We start from the raw sequence: 17980 nt of genomic DNA, 5'->3' as shown, positions 1-17980 counted from the left end.
ATGCAACAGTCGAAAGAAGCACGCGTTCATCACGTTTTTGAAAAAATATCTAACAATTACGATACCATGAATTCTATCATTTCCTTTCAAAGGCATAAGGCGTGGCGAAAGGATGTCATGAATCAAATGGAAGTTAACAGGGGAGCGCATGCACTTGATGTTTGCTGTGGAACTGGTGACTGGTCAATTTCGCTTGCGAAAAAGGTTGGACAGGAGGGTAGTGTTATCGGGCTTGACTTTAGTGAAAACATGCTCACAGTTGCTAGGGAAAAGCAGAAGCATACATTCCCGATGAAACAGCTTAGCTTTGTGCACGGAAATGCAATGGATTTACCTTTTGAAGATAATTCCTTTGATTATGTAACAATTGGGTTTGGATTACGTAACGTTCCTGATTATATGACTGTTTTAAAGGAAATGTACCGTGTGGTTAAGCCGCATGGTAAAGTCGTATGCCTGGAAACATCGCAGCCAACGATGTTTGGCTTCAGACAGGCCTATTATTTTTATTTCCGTTTTATCATGCCATTCTTTGGCAGGCTTTTTGCGAGGAGCTATAAGGAATACGCATGGCTTCACGAATCCGCTAAAGGCTTTCCCGGAAAAAAACAGCTGAAGCAGATGTTTGAACATGCAGGGTTTTCCCATGTCCAGGTAAAAAGCTATACTGGCGGTGTAGCAGCTATGCATATGGGGTATAAACAGGCGACAAAACAATAGTACGAAACATTAAAGGTGACATGCATGAAAATAGCTAAAACTTACGGATATTTAAAAAAAGATTTGGATTGTATTGAAGTAGCGTTGAGCAACGTTATTCAGGCTGAACATCCCGTTTTAAGAAATGCAGCTACACAATTGCTCAAGGCTGGCGGTAAAAGAATTCGCCCTGTATTTGTCCTGCTATCCGGTCAGTTTGGTAACTATGATCTCGAGCGGATGAAGATAGTTGCTGTTTCACTGGAATTAATTCATATGGCAACACTTGTCCATGATGATGTTATCGATGATGCAGAATTACGGAGAGGCAAGCCAACAATCAGACAACTGTACGATAATCGTGTTGCCATGTATGCCGGTGATTACATATTGGCAAGGTCATTAGAAAGTATTACGATGTTAAGAAAACCAAAAGCACATCATGTTTTATCAAAGACAATTGTCGAAGTGTGCATCGGGGAAATTGAACAAATTAAGGACAAATATGATTGGAATCAGCACCTGCGGGATTACTTGCGCAGAATTAAACGAAAAACAGCATTATTGATCGCAACAAGCTGCAAATTAGGAGCAATCGCTGCGGATGTACCAGAAGCACTTGCGGATAAATTGTATAAGTACGGCTATTACATTGGCATGTCTTATCAAATAATTGACGATATATTTGACTTTACGGCATCAGCTTCAGAACTTGGCAAGCCAGTCGGGAATGATTTATTACAGGGTAACATTACCTTGCCCGTACTGCTTGCCATGAAAGACAGGGAATTCTGCAGATTATTGAAAAATGCCTTTAGCAATCCGGATATACTTTCAGAAACACATATGCATGACTTATTGGCTAAATTGAAGGAAACGGACGCCATTCAGTGTTCCTATGAGCTAAGTGATCATTATTTGGAAAAGGCATTAAAAATTGTTGAACAGCTGCCGAACAATAAAGCAAAGCATATGTTAAAGGATATTGCAAAATATATCGGGAAAAGGCGTTCCTGATAACGTTGTCATTTTTGCCGGAATTTGTTACTATTTTAGAGGCTGTCCAAAAAGTTACCAAATGCCAAGCATCTGACGCTATAGTTGGCAGCTTTTTGCCCACGCATTATTTACGGGCTGAATTAACTATACATACTTGAAGAGGTGGAAAAATGGAGAAAACATTTTTAATGGTAAAACCGGATGGTGTTCAACGTAATCTAATCGGGGAGATTGTGAAACGATTTGAACAAAAGGGATTTCAGCTGGCTGGTGCCAAGTTAATGAACATTTCAAATGATTTAGCTGAAAATCATTATGGCGAACACAAGGAACGCCCTTTCTTTGGTGAATTGGTAAGTTTTATAACTTCCGGTCCTGTTTTTGCAATGGTTTGGGAAGGAGAAAATGTTATTGCGACAGCACGCGAAATGATGGGTAAAACAAATCCTTCAGAAGCTGCACCAGGAACCATTCGCGGTGACTTTGGTGTTACGGTTGGCAAAAATGTTATCCACGGATCAGATTCACCAGAAAGTGCTGAACGGGAAATTGGCCTGTTTTTTAACGAAAGTGATGTTTTATCCTATTCAAAACAGGATAGCGCTTGGGTATACTAAGTCAAAAACCTCCGTCATGGACGGGGGTTTTCCTATAAGAGGATGTTCAAAAAGTCACCAAATGATAAGCGGCGACTTTTTGAACACGCACTATAAAAGGAGTAAAGTATAAATGGATGAGGAATACCTGTACTTTGTTTCGCAGATGAAGCAAAAGCTTGGGATTGATATAGCACTATACAAGGAAACACAAATGAAACGACGCCTTACATCACTCCGAAACAAACGCGGTTATCAAGACTTTAAACAGTATTTACAAGCACTTAATAAGGATGAACAGTTATTGCAGGAATTTGTTGACCGATTAACGATTAATGTTTCCGAATTTTATCGAAATCCGAAGCGGTGGGATATTCTTCAGAAAAAGATTATTCCGGTGTTTCGAAAAGAAAAGCAAACATTATCCATCTGGAGTGCAGCTTGTTCAACAGGCGAAGAACCATATAGTATTGCTTTAATGGCTAGCGAACATTTCCCGGATCTGCATGTGCAAATCTTTGCAACAGATATCGATGAATTGGTACTGGAAAAGGCGGAACAAGGCGTATACACAGAGCAGGCATTAAAGGATTTGCCAGGCAATTTAAAGAAAAAATATTTTAAAGAGAGTCATGGATTATATTCTATTGATAAACAATTGAAACGATATGTGACATTTAAAAAACATAATTTGCTAGCGGATCGTTACCCGCAAAATATGGATCTGATCGTCTGTCGAAACGTTTTAATTTATTTTACTGATCAGGCAAAGGAGATCGTCTATCGTAAATTCAGTGATGCGTTAGTTGAAAAAGGGGTGCTGTTCGTTGGCAGTACGGAACAAATTTTTAGCCCGCAGAAATACGGTTTAACGTTAATGGAGACATTTTTTTATCAAAAGGTATAATACGAATACTCTTGCAGTCATATCAAGAGTATTTTTTATGAGATTTACGAGGCTTAATGTTGAAGTTATATTTAATACGAAAAACGTTGCATAAATAAAAAATTAGTCTTATAATTAGAAATTATTATTTACTTCACTTTAAAAATTTTTCATTAAAATAATGTCACATTAGGGATGTGATATGGTATAGTAATACAAAATTGCTTGGATGGAGGATGTTACGTGCGCTACTTAACTGCAGGAGAATCACATGGAAAACAATTAACGACAATCATCGAAGGTATTCCTTCCAACATGCCATTAGTAAAAGAGGATATTAATGCTTCCTTGCTGCGCAGACAAAAAGGACATGGCCGTGGTAAACGTATGCAAATTGAAAAGGATCTGGCAGACATTACAAGTGGTGTCCGTCATGGGTATACGTTAGGTTCGCCGATAGCTTTAGTAATACATAATGATGATTTTAAACACTGGACAGACATAATGGGGGATGACCCGATTGCAGATGATCAAAAAATCAGACGTGCTGTATCAAGGCCACGACCAGGCCATGCTGATCTGAATGGGGCATTGAAATATGGACACAGGGATATGCGCAATGTCCTGGAGCGCTCGTCAGCCAGAGAAACGGCTGCACGTGTTGCTGCAGGAGCCGTTGCCAAAACACTATTAAAACAGCTCGGGATTGAGGTCGTTGGCTATGTGAAGGAAATAGCTGGGATCAGAGCCAAGGATAATCCTTCCCTAACTATGAAAGAACGATTTGACATGCAGGAAGCTTCACCTGTACGTACACTTGACAAAACGGTGGAGAAGCAAATGATGGAGGCAATTGACCAGGCCAAAAAGGATGGCGATTCTATTGGCGGGGTTTGTGAGGTCTACGTGGAGGGAATGCCTGCCGGTGTCGGATCATATGTTCATTATGATCGTAAGCTTGATGGTAGAATTGCTGGAAGTGTGGCAAGTATAAACGCCTTTAAAGGGGTCGAGTTTGGGATCGGGTTTGAAGCTGCCCGAAAAAACGGGAGCGAGGTACATGATGAAATTGCCTGGAATGAACAAGGTGGCTATTATCGTAAAACGAATCGCCTTGGTGGTTTTGAAGGAGGTATGACGACAGGAATGCCGATTGTCGTCAGAGGAGTAATGAAGCCAATTCCGACATTGTATAAGCCGTTACAAAGCGTTGATATTGAGACAAAAGAACCGTTTCATGCAAGTATTGAGCGGTCGGATTCCTGTGCCGTACCAGCTGCATCGGTCGTAATGGAGCATGTTGTAGCCTTTGAGTTGGCTCGAACCCTTTTAGAGCAATTTCCAAACGATCAATTTTCCAAACTGCAAAAGGCTGTGGCGGATTATCGTGAAGAAATAAGGTGTTTCTAGTGGAAAAACTTTTTGTGCAAACAAGTACACATCCTTATTTTATCTATACAGGAGAAGATATTCGCTTTTCTATTACCGAATTGCTACCGAAAAATTATTCGTCATATTTCATCATTACCGATGATGTGGTTGCCAAGTTATATTTGGATGATTGCTTGCAAAATTTCTCACAAGATCAGCAAGTTGCTCATTCGATTATTCCGCATGGGGAACAATCGAAAAGTGTAGATACGTACTACCAATTACTTACCGATGCCTTATCATACGGACTGGATAGACAATCCTTGATTATTGCATTGGGTGGTGGCGTTGTTGGTGATATTGCTGGTTTTGTTGCAGCTACTTTTATGCGCGGGGTGGATTATATCCAGATACCGACAACGATTCTTGCCCATGATAGTAGTGTTGGCGGGAAAGTAGCAATCAATCATGAATTAGGGAAAAATTTGATTGGCAGTTTTTATCCGCCAAAAGCAGTTATTTATGATACTGCAACATTAACGACGCTGGCAGCCCGTGAAGTACGTTCAGGCTATGCCGAATTAATGAAAGAGGCATTAATTAAAGATGAATCCTTTTTTCATGATTTGTTAGGAACGAGCCTTTCTGCATTAACGAACGATCAGCTTGTCAGCCATTTGCAAAGTGGAATGGTAATTAAAGCGGAAATTGTCGAAGCAGATGAAAAAGAATCAGGTATAAGAAAACACCTAAACCTCGGTCATACATTGGGCCATGCGTTAGAAGCCGAATTAGGGTATGGCAAACTGACACACGGGGAAGCAGTGGCAATTGGCATGTTATTTGCATTAAGGGTAAGCGAGAAGTTATTTTCTATTAATCTGCCATATGATGAATTATATAATTGGCTCAAACAAAACCATTATCCCTTAACACTGAAGCGCCTGAATCCGGATCTATTGCTAAGAAAAATGAAATCGGATAAAAAATCAGTCCATAACAAGGTTCATATGGTATTGGTAAAACAAATCGGCCAGATACAGGATGTCGAGGTCCCTGATCAGGATCTTGCATTATTGCTGGATACTTTTTTAAGGGAGCTGGTGATTGAATGATACGTGGAGTAAGAGGAGCCACAACGGTTCAAGAGAATGATGAACTTGAAATTTTGGAAAATACAAAAGAGCTGATCGAAGAAATGATCAATCGAAACAACATTGATGCTGAGTCGATCTCACACGTTTTTATATCTGTAACAAATGATTTAAATGCCGCCTTTCCAGCTAAATCACTCAGGCAAATACCAGGCTTTGTTTATGTTCCTGTTATGTGTATGAAGGAAATTGATGTTCCCGGCAGTCTCGCCCGATGCATCAGAGTGATGATGGTGACAAACACAACCATTCACCAGCAAAACATCGAACATGTTTTTCATCACGAGGCTAAACAGTTAAGGCCTGACTTAATACGAAAGGCAGGTAACGATACGGATGAACGGTAAACATATATTAAATGAAATGGCACCGTATAAACAAGGAAAGCAAATGGAAGAGGTCAAAGCTGAATTTGGACTAACAAAAATTGTAAAATTAGCTTCGAATGAAAATCCATTCGGTTTTTCCGATAAACTAAACAAGGAATTACCCCACATGCTCGGTCAATTGGAACTTTATCCGGATGGGCATGCCACGGAGCTGCGAAAAAAATTGGCAGCAACATTAGCTGTCTATGAGGATCAGCTTGTTTTCGGAAGTGGATCAGACGAACTTATCCAGATTATCTGCCGGACATTTTTGTATCCTGGTGTAAACACCGTGATGGCAACACCAACCTTCCCGCAATATAAACATCATTCACTGGTCGAAGGAGCAGATGTGAAGGAAGTTCCAACCGTAAATGGGTATCATGATCTTGCTAAGATGCTTGAGGCAATCAATGAACAAACAAGGATTGTATGGCTATGCTCGCCGAACAATCCGACCGGCAGTTTAATTCCAAAAAACGATTTTTACATGTTTATGGATCGTTGTCCGCGGGATGTTCTTGTTATTCTTGATGAAGCCTATTATGAATATGTCGATCCCGAACTTAAATATAATGCAATTGACGGTATAAATGAATACCCGAATCTATTCGTGCTGCGGACATTTTCAAAAGCATACGGACTAGCGGGATTGCGTGTTGGCTATGGAATCGGAAACGAAAGTCTGACAGCCAAGCTGAATATTGTCAGGGGACCATTTAATACATCATCCCTTGCTCAAAAGGCTGCCACGCTCGCCGTTCGGGATCAGGAGTTTATAAGGGAAACGGCTGAAAAGAACCGGATAATAAAAAAGGAATTTCAACAATTTTTAGATGAGCAAGACCTGTCATATGACGATTCGCAGACAAATTTTTTGTTAGTCAAGCTTCCCGTATCAGGAAATGAACTGTTTGATTACTTGCTTACACGCGGGTTTATCGTCAGACCCGGTGAAGCGATAGGCTGTCCGAATGCCGCCCGGATAACGATTGGTAATCAACAGGATATGAAAGAGCTGCAAGCAATACTAAAAGAATTTTTACATTGAGGGGATTTAATGGCAAAACAAAGAGTACTAGTTATTGGGCTTGGGCTAATCGGCGGTTCCCTGGCGAAAGTAATTGCACAATCGAATAATTGTCATATCATTGGCTATGATACAGATGACAAAACGATTGAATTTGCCTGTATGAATGGAATAATCGATGAAGCTTGTACATCTATTACCGATGCGGTAAAACAAGTTGATGTTGTCATCCTGGGGACGCCTATTTCCGAGACAATAACGATTATGCAGCAAATAGACGCTGTTTCGCTTGATCATCCAATTATTATGACCGATGTTTGTTCAGTGAAAAGCTCAATCATGATGGCTGCAAGACAATTAACGAATGACAAGATCATTTTTATCGGCGGGCACCCGATGGCAGGGTCACATAAAAAAGGGATTATGGCTGCCAAGGTTCATTTGTTTGAAAATGCCATATATGTATTAACCCCGCTGGTGAATAGTACCAATACCCATGTCGAAAAGCTTAAAAATCTATTAAAAGCGACAAAAAGTAATTTTATTATGTTGAATCCAAATGAACATGATGAAATGACTGGAGTAATATCCCACTTTCCGCATTTGATTGCGTCATCACTCGTTCACCAGGCGAAAAAATGGGAACACACGCATACGTTTATTCCAAAGCTTGCTGCCGGAGGATTTCGTGATATTACTAGAATAGCATCCAGTAATCCGGAAATGTGGCAGGATATTTTTTATCATAACCGTAATAAAATGTCCAAGTTATTAGGTGAATGGATAACAGAAATGACGGAACTGAAACTGCTGCTCGAACAAAATGAAACGAAGCAGATGGTCAGCTATTTGCAGCAGGCAAAGGAATATCGGGATGGCCTTGGGAAGGAAGATAAAGGGGCCATTCCATCCTTTCATGATCTGTATGTTGATATTCCGGATCAGTCTGGCGCCATTGCATCTGTTGTCCAAACCCTTGCGGCAAAAAGTATCAGCATCAAAAATATCGAGATATTAGAAATAAGAGATAGTATGACCGGTGTCTTACGGCTTAGTTTTCCAACCGAAACAGGCCGTCTGGATGGCTGCCGCATTTTACAGAAAAAGGGATATGATGTCATCATTGATGAATAAACGGAAGACAGAACATTTACGATTGATAAAAGAAGGAAGTGTTGGATGAATGGGTGTCAAAGAACTAGAACCAAGTCACAAACCTTTATCAGGTGTAGTGGAAGTGCCTGGTGATAAATCGATTTCACATCGTTCAGTAATTTTCGGAGCAATCTCAAGCGGAGTGACAACCGTCCGTAATTTCCTCGATGGTGAAGACTGTCTCAGGACCGTCGCGATATTTCAAGCGCTTGGTGTGACAATCGAAAAAACCGATACAACGCTTGTCATCCGTGGAAGAGGGTTGGATTCCTTAAGCGAACCGGTTGAGCCGTTATATTTTGGCAACTCTGGTACAACCGCCCGGCTCATGATTGGACTCCTATCCGGATTACCATTTTTTACAACTGTTTATGGGGACCCTTCACTGACAAAAAGGCCAATGGATCGGGTACTAATACCGACAAAACAGATGGGGGCTGTATTTGACGGACGTGAAAACGGTAATTACCTGCCGTTAGCAATTAGAGGAGGAAGACTGAAAGGAATAAGCTATACACTTCCTGTTAAAAGTGCGCAGGTAAAATCAGCAGTATTGTTAGCAGGACTGTTAGCTGAAGGAACAACGGAAGTTATCGAACAAACGAGGACAAGAGACCATACGGAGAATATGCTGCAAGCTTTCGGGGCAGATGTTAAGCAGCATGGTGGTGTCATTTCCATCACTGGCAACCAGAAATTGCAAGCAACCGATATTTACGTACCTGGCGATATATCGTCTGCTTCCTTCTTTTTTGCTGCAGCCTCGATTGTACCAGGAAGTGAATTGACAATAAAAAATGTTGGGCTTAATGAAACACGGACAGGCATATTGGATGTTTTGCAGCGAATGGGTGGAGCGGTAGAAATTCGTAACGAACAAATTACTGGTGGAGAAACAATTGGTGATGTTACCATTGCCTATAGTAAATTAAATAGCATTATTATTGAAGGGGACCTTATTCCGCGGTTAATTGACGAGATTCCGATTATTGCTTTATTGGCAACACAGGCTGAGGGAACGACCATTATCCGTGATGCCGAGGAATTACGGTATAAGGAGACAGACCGGATTGCGGCTGTTATGGAAGTGTTAAGCCTCCTCGGGGCTGATATCGAAGCAACGAAGGATGGTATGGTCATTCATGGTAAAACAACATTACATGGAGGAAATGTACGCTCGTTTCATGACCATCGAATTGCCATGATGGCGGCGATCGCCTCGCTGATCGCAACAGATCATGTAATTTTGGACGACGATTCCAGTATTGCGATTTCCTACCCCGGTTTTTTTACCGATTTGGAAAAAGCTTTACATCGTTAACAAAGGCGCAAGCGCCCGTTTAGGGACGTATGGACTGGACTGAACCGAAGGAGATAAAGGAAACATGCCCCTGCAAAAGGGGTATGCCGATGTTGGGCGCAAAGCCCGTACTTAGTCGGCCTTCCTCCTTATCCGAACCGATGTTGACTTATCGTACGGAGGCGAGGGAAGTCCACTAGTCGCTGGGCGCTGGAGCCGGACGTGGCCTACTCTGCTGAGAGCAGAATAGAGCCTAAATTTATATACTTTTGTATGAAAACACTTATCGAGAAAAGCCAATACAAAGCTAGACCCTTCATCATTCAATTTTTTGAAGGGGTTAAATTATCTACGGGCTTTATTTGTGATCTAAAGATAAAATACTATGTCCTTTCTTTGAACAAATTTAGCAATTTTGGTTAGGGTCTCCTTTATATTATAGTTAATGGAGGATGACCACATTACCAATATAACAATACAAATGACAGTAGTATTATTGAAAAACTTTTGTATACGTGTTCTAGTCACAATAGATGGTACTTCTATACTGTCACAACCCGTTTCTTATACAGGGTATCCCCTTTCAGGATCCACCAGAGTATTTTCGGCCTTGTTGTATTGTTATTAAACTGTATTGGCAATAAATGAATGTGATATACCTCCTATCCAGGCTAGAAATTCTTTTTCATCATAGATGGTGGCTGCGCGAATGCGGAGCCATGTTGGTTTCTTATCTTATAAGAAAGAATCCGCTTATGTGGATTCTTTTTCAATCTATGATAAAATTTATGTGACAGGCGTGTTCAAACAACTGCTAAATTTGGAAGCGAGTCAACTTCGGAATGCACACTTACCGTTTGGTTGACCATCCTCTTTTACTGTAATCAGTTTGTTGCCGGAAAGGATGTACCAGTTTGGAAACGATAATGAAAGCCGTTCATTTAATGGAAAATAAAAAAAGCAATGAAGCAATTGCCCTATTGGAAGATTATTTGCCAGTGGCTGATGAGGAAGAACGTTTTACTATTGCGGAACTCTTTATCCAATGGGGGTTTCTCCAGGAAGCGAGCAATATCTTGCAGGAGTTATTACAGCAATACCCAAAGGAAAGTGAAATTAAAGTCATGCTTGCCGATATTTATACCGAGCTCGAAAATGATGAAGCAGCCATTAACCTGCTGAATGATATACAGGAGGATGACGAATCTTACCTGGAAGCATTAATTCAACTGGCAGATTTGTATCAGGCCCAAGGTTTATTTGAAGTAGCGGAACAGAAATTGCTATCCGCAAAGCAATTGAATCCGACAGAGCCTATTATCAATTTCGCATTAGGTGAATTACTGTTTTCAACAGGAGATTATAAAAAAGCAATGACGTATTATGAAAAAGTAATCGGTCTAACAAATGAAATGGCGAATGTGTCGATTCCTGAACGTTTAGCTGAATGTTATGCCGGAATTGGAGAATATGAGGAAGCCCTGGCCATTTATCAGGATGTCGATAACGAGAATTCGGATACATTATTTAAATATGGGCTTACTGCATACCAGGCTGGAAGAAAAGACATTTCGATTAAAGCATGGGAGCAAGTAATTGAGATTGACCCATATTACCACACTGTATATTATCAGCTGGCCAAGGTTTATGAAGAAGAGGGGATGCCCGAAAGTGCTTATAAAACGGCCAAAAAGGGCTTGCAGGCTAACGAATTTAATAAGGAACTGTTCTTTTATGCAGGATCATTGGCCCATCAGTTAAATGATGACAAAGAAAGTGAAAAATGGGTTCAACAAGCAATTGCGCTAGATCCGGACTACAAGGAAGCGGTTCTTTTTCTCATTGAAATGTTCAAAACAAAAAATGATGATGCGAAAATTATTGAACTGCTGGAAGAGATTAAAAAAACTGGTGCTGAAGACCCATTATACGAGTGGGAATTGGCAAGAGCATACAATCAAACAGAATCGTATAAAGATGCATTAAATCATTACCGGGAAGCATATAATAGCCTTAATAAAGACAGTGAATTTTTAAAAGAGTTTGCTTACTTTTTAACGGAAGAAGGGAGGGTAGCAGAAGCACTGCCAATTTTTCAAACATATTTGCATCAGCAACCAGAAGATTATGAGGTTGAAGAATTTTACAATCGCCTAAGCGAAGCAACAGATTCATAAATGGCTATTAAAGGAGGTAGACAATGCAAACTCCTGTTTCCGTAAACGATAAAAAGAGTTTTATTAAGTGGTTTTTAAATCATTATCAATTAAAAAAGCGTGAAAGTGTTTGGATTCTTAATTATTTAATCAATCATGACGACATATTGACAAATGTTCACTTTATAAGGGATGCCAGGTTTTGTCCGCGGGCAATCATTATGAGCAGCCACTGCTCCAACGAGGTGCCATTCCGGTTTTACAAAAGTCAATTAGTCACAACCGACGCGGAAAAATCATTTCATGACATTCGCTTAAATCAACAGGAACCTTTATTTATTCAGTTGAATTTTCGCAATTCCAACCAAAATGCGCTTTATGTTGCCGTTTTAGAAGATAATCCTTTTGTACCGGAAGACTACTTTATTACGAAAAAGGATCAGGAGCTAGCGAAACAGCTGCTGGATAAAACGGTTTATGATTACCGGCGAAGCATGCTCCAAAAGGAAATTGACCAGGCTCTGGATGAGAAGGATCAGCAAAAATTCGCAGAACTGGTGCAAAAGTTACATAATTTGGAGTCCGCTAATAAGAATCAACCTAAGCTGTTGAAGCAATAGGTTGATTTTTTTTACCTGTTTAGGATAAGATTTAGAAGAACAACATTTTAGGATGTTCAAAAAGTCACCAAATGATAAGCGGCGACTTTTTGAACACGCACTTATATTTTTTATCCTTTTGTAAAAGAATAAAGAGAAAGGCTGATTTTACTATGCAGTGGGTCAAACAGGATTTACAGCAATACATACAGGCAAAGGAATATGTTGATACCGTTATTATTCCACTGATTCCATTTCAGCTGTCACAGGATGCAAGTATTGATATTGGTGCATTTCAGGGAGAAGTATTAACTATTTTTACGAAAGAAATAGAAAAGGAGTTAACCGGGAGAGTGTTATTAGTTCCGAATTATTATTACTTACCATCGGAAATAAAAGATGCTGAAGTAAAACGGCTGAATTTGTGGGTTAAGGAAATTACAGCACAGCCATTCAAGCATGTATTCTTTGTCACCTTTGACGCTAAATGGAAGAAGCATGAACAACTGCTGGATGGAACGCTAATCTGGCTGCCTGGCATCAAAACGGGTGATATCCATTCACAAGAAATGCGTACTTTTGTTAACGATCAGGTGAATCAGATTAGTGAATTAATCAAATCCTATTGGTCATAGAAAATCGTTTGGAGAGCATATTGCGAAACTTTTGTTACAATAGGGAATATATATTGACCGGACAAACAGTTTGCGCTATCATGGTAATGTCCTAGTAATCTGATTAATAAAGTCCCGAGTAAAATGAATAGAGGGGGGAAAATCATGAGTGAAAAGAAGCAACAAGTATCCCGTCGGCAATTTCTTAATTATACGTTAACAGGTGTGGGTGGATTTATGGCAGCTGGTATGCTTGTGCCAATGTTACGGATGGCAGTTGATCCAGTTTTGCAGCCATCAGCAGCAGGTGAGTTAGTAAATGTTAAAATAGCTGTCGATGATCTTACTAATGAACCACAGCGTGTCGACTGGAAAATTGATCAGGTTGATGCATGGTATGAATCTAAAGTCGACAAAGCGGCTTGGGTATATAAAGATGATAATGGTGATGTTGTCGCACTTTCCCCAATATGTAAGCACCTTGGCTGTTTTGTTTCGTGGGAAGGCAGTGAAGAATTTCCGGATCAGTTTTATTGCCCATGCCACGGAGGGCGTTATACGAAGGATGGGGTAAATGTTCCACACACACCACCAAATGCTCCACTTGACGTTTATGAAACGAAAATAAAAGATGGAATGTTGTTCCTTGGCGAAGCAAAACCACAAGGGGAGGCGTAATAGAATATGCTGCAGAAAATGTATGATTGGATTGATGAACGCGTAGATATTACGCCTTTATGGCGCGATATTGCGGATCACGAAGTACCGGAACACGTTAACCCTGCACACCATTTTTCAGCTTTTGTATATTGTTTTGGGGGCTTAACATTTTTCGTTACAGTAATACAAATACTTTCCGGAATGTTTCTAACCATGTATTATGTTCCGGATATTGAAAATGCATGGAAATCTGTTTATTACTTACAAACAGAAGTGGCTCATGGGCAGATAGTAAGAGGTATGCATCACTGGGGCGCAAGTGTTGTAATTGTAATGCTTTTTTTACATACATTGCGCGTGTTCTTCCAAGGCGCGTATAAAAAACCACGTGAACTTAACTGGATGGTTGGGGTATTATTATTCTTCTGTATGCTCGGCCTTGGATTCACGGGATATTTACTCCCATGGGATAATAAAGCATATTTTGCAACACAGGTTGGACTTGATATTGCCGGACAAGTGCCATTTATTGGTGATTGGATAAAAACGCTATTAGCCGGTGATGTAAGTATTGTAGGTGCTCAGACGCTAACGCGATTCTTTGCCATTCACGTATTTTTCTTACCAGGGGCGCTATTTGCCTTAATGGCTGTTCACTTTTTATTAATACGTAAACAAGGAATTTCCGGACCACTATAAAATAAAAGGAGGGGAAAGCTGTGCATAAGGGTAAAGGAATGAAATTTGTTGGCGATTCGCGAATTTCGGCTGACACGAAACCAAATATTCCGAAAGATTATTCAGAATATCCTGGAAGAACAGAAGCTTTTTGGCCCAACTTTTTATTAAAAGAATGGCTGGTTGGTGCTGTATTCCTGGTTGGATTTCTCTGTTTAACAGTTGCACATCCTTCACCACTGGAAGGAATGGCAGATCCGACAAATGCGGGTTATATACCATTACCAGATTGGTATTTCTTATTCTTGTATGAATTGTTAAAATATGATTTCGCGAGCGGACCATATGTTCTATTTGGTATTATTGTAATTCCGGGTCTTGCGTTCGGCGGCTTACTATTGGCACCATTTTTGGATCGTGGACCTGGGAGAAGACCACATCAGCGTCCGATTGCTGTCGGTATGATGCTGCTTGGCGTAGCATCTGTCGTTTGGTTGACATATGAATCATCTTCACATGTTGACTGGGAAGCCCGTGCCGAAGCAAATAAACCGGAACCAACCGTTCAAGTAGATATTGATAAAGATGACCCAGGCTATGCAGTGTTCCAAGACAACTGTACGTCTTGCCATGGGGATGATTTGCAAGGTGGCGCTTCTGCACCTTCCTTAGTGGGGATTGATCATTCTGCTGATGAAATCAAGAAAATTGCGCAAGAAGGTACTGGCGATATGCCTCCAGGTATATTCAAGGGATCCGATGAAGAATTGCAACAATTAGCAGATTTTATCGTTTCAGTTAACGAGCAAGCAAAGTAAATAATCAAGACATTGTCCTAGACACCTTTGCCATATCGAATGGTGAAGGTGTCTTTTTCCATTCTTGTATGGATAGAAAGGATCGCAAATAATGGTAAAATACATATTACAGGACAGAAAGTTTATTCTTTTTTTATTTATTATCAATTTTCTTGGTACAATTTACGGATATATCTGGTATAAGCAGCAGCTAGCCATAACGCCACCAATATTTCTGATTTTCGTTCCGGATAGTCCAACAGCAAGTTTATTTTTTACAATCGTCCTTTTTTTCTTCTTAATCAGGAAAAACGCACCTTATATCGAAGCACTGGCAATCATCACACTATTTAAATACGGAATATGGGCTGTCGTGATGAACCTGTTAACATTATATATCGATGGAAGTTTAAGCTGGCAGGGGTATATGCTGATCGCCTCACATGGTGCTATGGCAATACAGGGTTTGCTTTATGCCCCATTTTATAAAATCAGATTACGGCATATTGCAGTTGCCGCTGTTTGGACCCTGCATAATGATATCATTGATTACGTTTTTGGAATGATGCCAATGTATGGTTCATTAACAATTTACATGAAAGAAATCGGTTACTTTACATTTTGGCTTAGTGTTTTATCGATTATGATTGCGTATTTACTTACGGTTAAAGGGAAGAATAGTACAACAAGATAATGAATTTGTCCGTTATAAATCCGTAATCAGCCACATACATTATTGTTAGAAGATGTATGCGGGGGGATCTCTATGAAGCATCTGAGAGTTGTTTATACAGCGCTTTTTATTGGCTTGATCATAGGGGTTTTGGCTTTTTTACCGAACATCACTGCTGCAATGCAAGCAACCATCAGCACGAATATAACGGATGTAAAGACAACCAATGATATGACATTATTTTATTGGATCATTGCCATTGTCGGCGGTTTAATTGCGATAACCTTATCCTATGTCAGTTTTCGCAAGTATAAGGGGGAAGAAAAAAAGCGGACAAAAAAAGGACCTGACAGTTGACTTTTGGGCTGTTTTTGACTAAAATTGACCTTAAGATAGATTTTTTATAATTAGATGGAGGAATGCAAATGTTCGCTGGATTTGGTGGATATATTATTTATATTGCGTTGTTAATGATCATCCCGTTGTGGGCGCAATCAAGAGTAAAAGGCACATATAAAAAATATGCAAAAAAACCAACATCCTCACAGATGACGGGTGCTCAGGTGGCCCAAAAGATTTTGCATGATAACGGTATTTACGATGTACAAGTACAGGAAACAAGAGGATTTCTTTCCGACCACTATGACCCAAGGAAAAAGGTAGTAAGACTTTCCAGTGGCAATTTTCATGGCCAATCAATGGCTTCGTCAGCAATTGCTGCACATGAAGTGGGGCATGCCATCCAGGACGCAGAAGAATATGCATTTTTACGATTTAGAAGTGCACTGGCACCTATAGCTAGTTTCGGTTCAAATGCATCGTTCTTTTTAATTATTGCCGGGATTATTTTTAGCATGTCAAACTTATTTCTATTCGGAATTATCTTTTTCTCAGCTGCTGTGCTGTTTCAAGTCATTACATTGCCGGTCGAATATAATGCATCAAGCAGGGCGATGGAGCAGTTAGTATCAACAGGGATAATCCGAAATACTGAAGAGCGTGAAACGAAAAAAGTTTTAAGTGCTGCTGCATTAACCTATGTGGCTGCTGCATTAACTGCAGTTGCGGAATTAATCCGGTTTATTCTGATGTATACAGCAAGTCAAGATTAAAAATGGATGACAGGTATCTGTCATCCATTTTTATGTTCAACAAACATATCTTAGTAAATTTAATTATTAATCGGATTTTTATTCTCGTCCAGTGTGAATCCCTCGCCAACAACATCATGCACCGAACTGACTGCTACAAATGCATGCGGATCAACGCTCTCAATGATCCCTTTTAACCGGACAATCTCATTTCGTCCAACAACGCAATAGAGCACGTCCCGTGATTCCCCGGTGAAACTGCCTCTACCTGCCAAAGCGGTAACGCCTCGATCCATATCGGTAATAATTTTTTTCGCAATTTCTTCGCTGTGGCCAGATATGATTGTTGCTCCCCGTGCTGCATAAGCACCTTCCTGGATAAAGTCAATTACCCTTGCACCAATATATACGGCAACAAGTGTATACATCCCTTCGACAAGATCCAAATAGACAAGGACGGACGTTGTAATCACCGTGAAGTCAAACATGAACATTGTCTTCCCCATACTCCATCCAGCATACCGGTGAACAATCCTGGCAATAATATCAACTCCGCCAGTCGTCCCACCATACCGGAAAATAATTCCCAGACCAATCCCGATGAAAACCCCGGCAAACAATGCAGCTAATGTCATATCGGATTGTAATTTAATGGAGAACGGGTGAATTTGAAAAATACTTAGGAATAATGATACTGCAACCGTTCCGATAATCGTGTATAAAAAGGTAGTCCTCCCAAGAAATTTCCATCCGACGAAAAACACTGGTACGTTAAGAACTAAATTCGTTATGGCCGGATCCCAGTTCCATAAAAAATAGAAAAGTAATGTTATCCCAGTAAATCCGCCTTCACTAAGGTTATTCTGCATATTAAAGTGGACAATTCCAAACGAGAAAATAGCGGAACCAATTAGAATAAAAAAGATATTTTTTATTTTTAAACCGAAGACCATCATGAAAACCTCCTATCTTAAAAAACCAATCAATACACTTTTTCTATTATAGAGGATGTTCAACAAGTCACCAAATGATAAGCGGTGCCTTGTGAACGCGAACTTATAGTCAATAACACCATCGAAATGGTGTTTAAAGCCTTAAAATTCCTAAAGGGGAAATAAATAATTTGTCAAACCAGTACGTTTTCCGCTAACATG

General features: G+C 40.1%; 20 protein-coding genes. 19 read left to right on the top strand and 1 reads right to left on the bottom strand.

Annotation, left to right across the window (positions count from 1 at the left end):
• The 19 genes from CZ382_RS06895 to CZ382_RS06800 all read left to right on the top strand — a co-directional run bounded on the left by CZ382_RS06895 (position 1) and on the right by CZ382_RS06800 (position 16847).
• Complete coding sequence (locus tag CZ382_RS06895) at positions 1–720, top strand: demethylmenaquinone methyltransferase (protein ID WP_123057243.1); 720 nt, start codon at positions 1–3, stop codon at positions 718–720.
• Between the two features lie 24 nt (positions 721–744).
• On the top strand, positions 745–1716 hold the full coding sequence (gene hepT / locus CZ382_RS06890; protein ID WP_088050463.1) for a heptaprenyl diphosphate synthase component II: 972 nt from the start codon (positions 745–747) through the stop codon (positions 1714–1716).
• Positions 1717–1868: 152 nt separating this feature from the next.
• On the top strand, positions 1869–2315 hold the full coding sequence (gene ndk / locus CZ382_RS06885) for a nucleoside-diphosphate kinase (protein WP_088050462.1): 447 nt from the start codon (positions 1869–1871) through the stop codon (positions 2313–2315).
• 112 nt (positions 2316–2427) lie between these two features.
• Positions 2428–3201 carry a CheR family methyltransferase gene (locus CZ382_RS06880; protein ID WP_088050461.1) on the top strand — a complete coding sequence of 258 codons (774 nt, stop codon included), beginning with the start codon at positions 2428–2430 and terminating at the stop codon, positions 3199–3201.
• A gap of 222 nt (positions 3202–3423) precedes the next feature.
• Positions 3424–4590, top strand: coding sequence for a chorismate synthase (gene aroC, locus CZ382_RS06875; protein WP_088050460.1), 1167 nt, complete (start codon positions 3424–3426; stop codon positions 4588–4590).
• Positions 4590–5666 carry a 3-dehydroquinate synthase gene (gene aroB / locus CZ382_RS06870; protein ID WP_088050459.1) on the top strand — a complete coding sequence of 359 codons (1077 nt, stop codon included), beginning with the start codon at positions 4590–4592 and terminating at the stop codon, positions 5664–5666. The genes aroC and aroB overlap by 1 nt, the downstream gene beginning before the upstream one ends.
• Complete coding sequence (gene aroH, locus CZ382_RS06865; protein WP_088050458.1) at positions 5663–6052, top strand: chorismate mutase; 390 nt, start codon at positions 5663–5665, stop codon at positions 6050–6052. Before aroB ends, aroH begins: the two co-directional genes overlap by 4 nt.
• The gene (hisC, locus tag CZ382_RS06860) at positions 6042–7124 is read left to right on the top strand and encodes a histidinol-phosphate transaminase (protein ID WP_088050457.1); all 1083 of its coding nucleotides are present in this window, start codon (positions 6042–6044) and stop codon (positions 7122–7124) included. The genes aroH and hisC overlap by 11 nt, the downstream gene beginning before the upstream one ends.
• Positions 7125–7133: 9 nt before the next feature.
• On the top strand, positions 7134–8237 hold the full coding sequence (locus CZ382_RS06855) for a prephenate dehydrogenase (protein WP_088050456.1): 1104 nt from the start codon (positions 7134–7136) through the stop codon (positions 8235–8237).
• A 49-nt stretch (positions 8238–8286) separates the two neighbouring features.
• Entirely contained in the window at positions 8287–9579 is a 1293-nt protein-coding gene (aroA, locus tag CZ382_RS06850; protein WP_088050455.1) for a 3-phosphoshikimate 1-carboxyvinyltransferase, read from the top strand.
• An 893-nt stretch (positions 9580–10472) separates the two neighbouring features.
• Positions 10473–11735 (top strand): tetratricopeptide repeat protein, encoded by a 1263-nt coding sequence (locus CZ382_RS06840; RefSeq protein ID WP_088050453.1) that lies wholly within the window; start codon positions 10473–10475, stop codon positions 11733–11735.
• A gap of 23 nt (positions 11736–11758) precedes the next feature.
• Positions 11759–12334, top strand: a complete 576-nt coding sequence (locus CZ382_RS06835) for a ReoY family proteolytic degradation factor (protein ID WP_088050452.1) — start codon at positions 11759–11761, stop codon at positions 12332–12334.
• 152 nt (positions 12335–12486) lie between these two features.
• On the top strand, positions 12487–12948 hold the full coding sequence (locus CZ382_RS06830) for a YpiF family protein (protein ID WP_088050451.1): 462 nt from the start codon (positions 12487–12489) through the stop codon (positions 12946–12948).
• 144 nt (positions 12949–13092) lie between these two features.
• Positions 13093–13605: a QcrA and Rieske domain-containing protein gene (locus CZ382_RS06825; protein ID WP_088050450.1), complete on the top strand. Its 513-nt coding sequence runs from the start codon at positions 13093–13095 to the stop codon at positions 13603–13605.
• Positions 13606–13611: 6 nt separating this feature from the next.
• Positions 13612–14286, top strand: coding sequence for a menaquinol-cytochrome c reductase cytochrome b subunit (gene qcrB / locus CZ382_RS06820; RefSeq protein ID WP_088050449.1), 675 nt, complete (start codon positions 13612–13614; stop codon positions 14284–14286).
• Between the two features lie 20 nt (positions 14287–14306).
• Positions 14307–15083 (top strand): menaquinol-cytochrome c reductase cytochrome b/c subunit, encoded by a 777-nt coding sequence (locus CZ382_RS06815; RefSeq protein ID WP_088050448.1) that lies wholly within the window; start codon positions 14307–14309, stop codon positions 15081–15083.
• A gap of 91 nt (positions 15084–15174) precedes the next feature.
• Positions 15175–15756 carry a lipoprotein heptaprenylglyceryl N-acetyltransferase LhaT gene (lhaT, locus tag CZ382_RS06810; protein ID WP_088050447.1) on the top strand — a complete coding sequence of 194 codons (582 nt, stop codon included), beginning with the start codon at positions 15175–15177 and terminating at the stop codon, positions 15754–15756.
• A 72-nt stretch (positions 15757–15828) separates the two neighbouring features.
• On the top strand, positions 15829–16092 hold the full coding sequence (locus tag CZ382_RS06805; RefSeq protein WP_088050446.1) for a sporulation protein YpjB: 264 nt from the start codon (positions 15829–15831) through the stop codon (positions 16090–16092).
• Positions 16093–16160: 68 nt separating this feature from the next.
• Entirely contained in the window at positions 16161–16847 is a 687-nt protein-coding gene (locus CZ382_RS06800; RefSeq protein ID WP_088050445.1) for a zinc metallopeptidase, read from the top strand.
• Positions 16848–16906: 59 nt separating this feature from the next.
• On the opposite strand, the gene CZ382_RS06795 is transcribed toward CZ382_RS06800, so the two are convergent.
• Positions 16907–17779 carry a YitT family protein gene (locus tag CZ382_RS06795; RefSeq protein ID WP_088050444.1) on the bottom strand — a complete coding sequence of 291 codons (873 nt, stop codon included), beginning with the start codon at positions 17777–17779 and terminating at the stop codon, positions 16907–16909.
• Between the last annotated feature and the right edge of the window lie 201 nt (positions 17780–17980).

It is taken from the genome of Virgibacillus dakarensis (assembly GCF_900155625.1).
Classification (GTDB): Bacteria; Bacillota; Bacilli; order Bacillales; family Amphibacillaceae; genus Lentibacillus_C; species Lentibacillus_C populi.
Note: the sequence above shows the minus strand (reverse complement) of the source record. Positions and strands in the feature narration are given on the sequence as shown.

Bases quoted from the DNA above. Each gene is read 5' to 3' on its own strand.
- CZ382_RS06895 (WP_123057243.1), top strand. From the start codon at position 1: ATGCAACAGTCGAAAGAAGCACGCGTTCATCACGTTTTTGAAAAAATA.
- hepT (WP_088050463.1), top strand. From the start codon at position 745: ATGAAAATAGCTAAAACTTACGGATATTTAAAAAAAGATTTGGATTGT.
- ndk (WP_088050462.1), top strand. From the start codon at position 1,869: ATGGAGAAAACATTTTTAATGGTAAAACCGGATGGTGTTCAACGTAAT.
- CZ382_RS06880 (WP_088050461.1), top strand. From the start codon at position 2,428: ATGGATGAGGAATACCTGTACTTTGTTTCGCAGATGAAGCAAAAGCTT.
- aroH (WP_088050458.1), top strand. From the start codon at position 5,663: ATGATACGTGGAGTAAGAGGAGCCACAACGGTTCAAGAGAATGATGAA.
- hisC (WP_088050457.1), top strand. From the start codon at position 6,042: ATGAACGGTAAACATATATTAAATGAAATGGCACCGTATAAACAAGGA.
- CZ382_RS06855 (WP_088050456.1), top strand. From the start codon at position 7,134: ATGGCAAAACAAAGAGTACTAGTTATTGGGCTTGGGCTAATCGGCGGT.
- aroA (WP_088050455.1), top strand. From the start codon at position 8,287: ATGGGTGTCAAAGAACTAGAACCAAGTCACAAACCTTTATCAGGTGTA.
- CZ382_RS06835 (WP_088050452.1), top strand. From the start codon at position 11,759: ATGCAAACTCCTGTTTCCGTAAACGATAAAAAGAGTTTTATTAAGTGG.
- CZ382_RS06830 (WP_088050451.1), top strand. From the start codon at position 12,487: ATGCAGTGGGTCAAACAGGATTTACAGCAATACATACAGGCAAAGGAA.
- CZ382_RS06825 (WP_088050450.1), top strand. From the start codon at position 13,093: ATGAGTGAAAAGAAGCAACAAGTATCCCGTCGGCAATTTCTTAATTAT.
- qcrB (WP_088050449.1), top strand. From the start codon at position 13,612: ATGCTGCAGAAAATGTATGATTGGATTGATGAACGCGTAGATATTACG.
- lhaT (WP_088050447.1), top strand. From the start codon at position 15,175: ATGGTAAAATACATATTACAGGACAGAAAGTTTATTCTTTTTTTATTT.
- CZ382_RS06805 (WP_088050446.1), top strand. From the start codon at position 15,829: ATGAAGCATCTGAGAGTTGTTTATACAGCGCTTTTTATTGGCTTGATC.
- CZ382_RS06800 (WP_088050445.1), top strand. From the start codon at position 16,161: ATGTTCGCTGGATTTGGTGGATATATTATTTATATTGCGTTGTTAATG.
- CZ382_RS06795 (WP_088050444.1), bottom strand. From the start codon at position 17,779: ATGGTCTTCGGTTTAAAAATAAAAAATATCTTTTTTATTCTAATTGGT.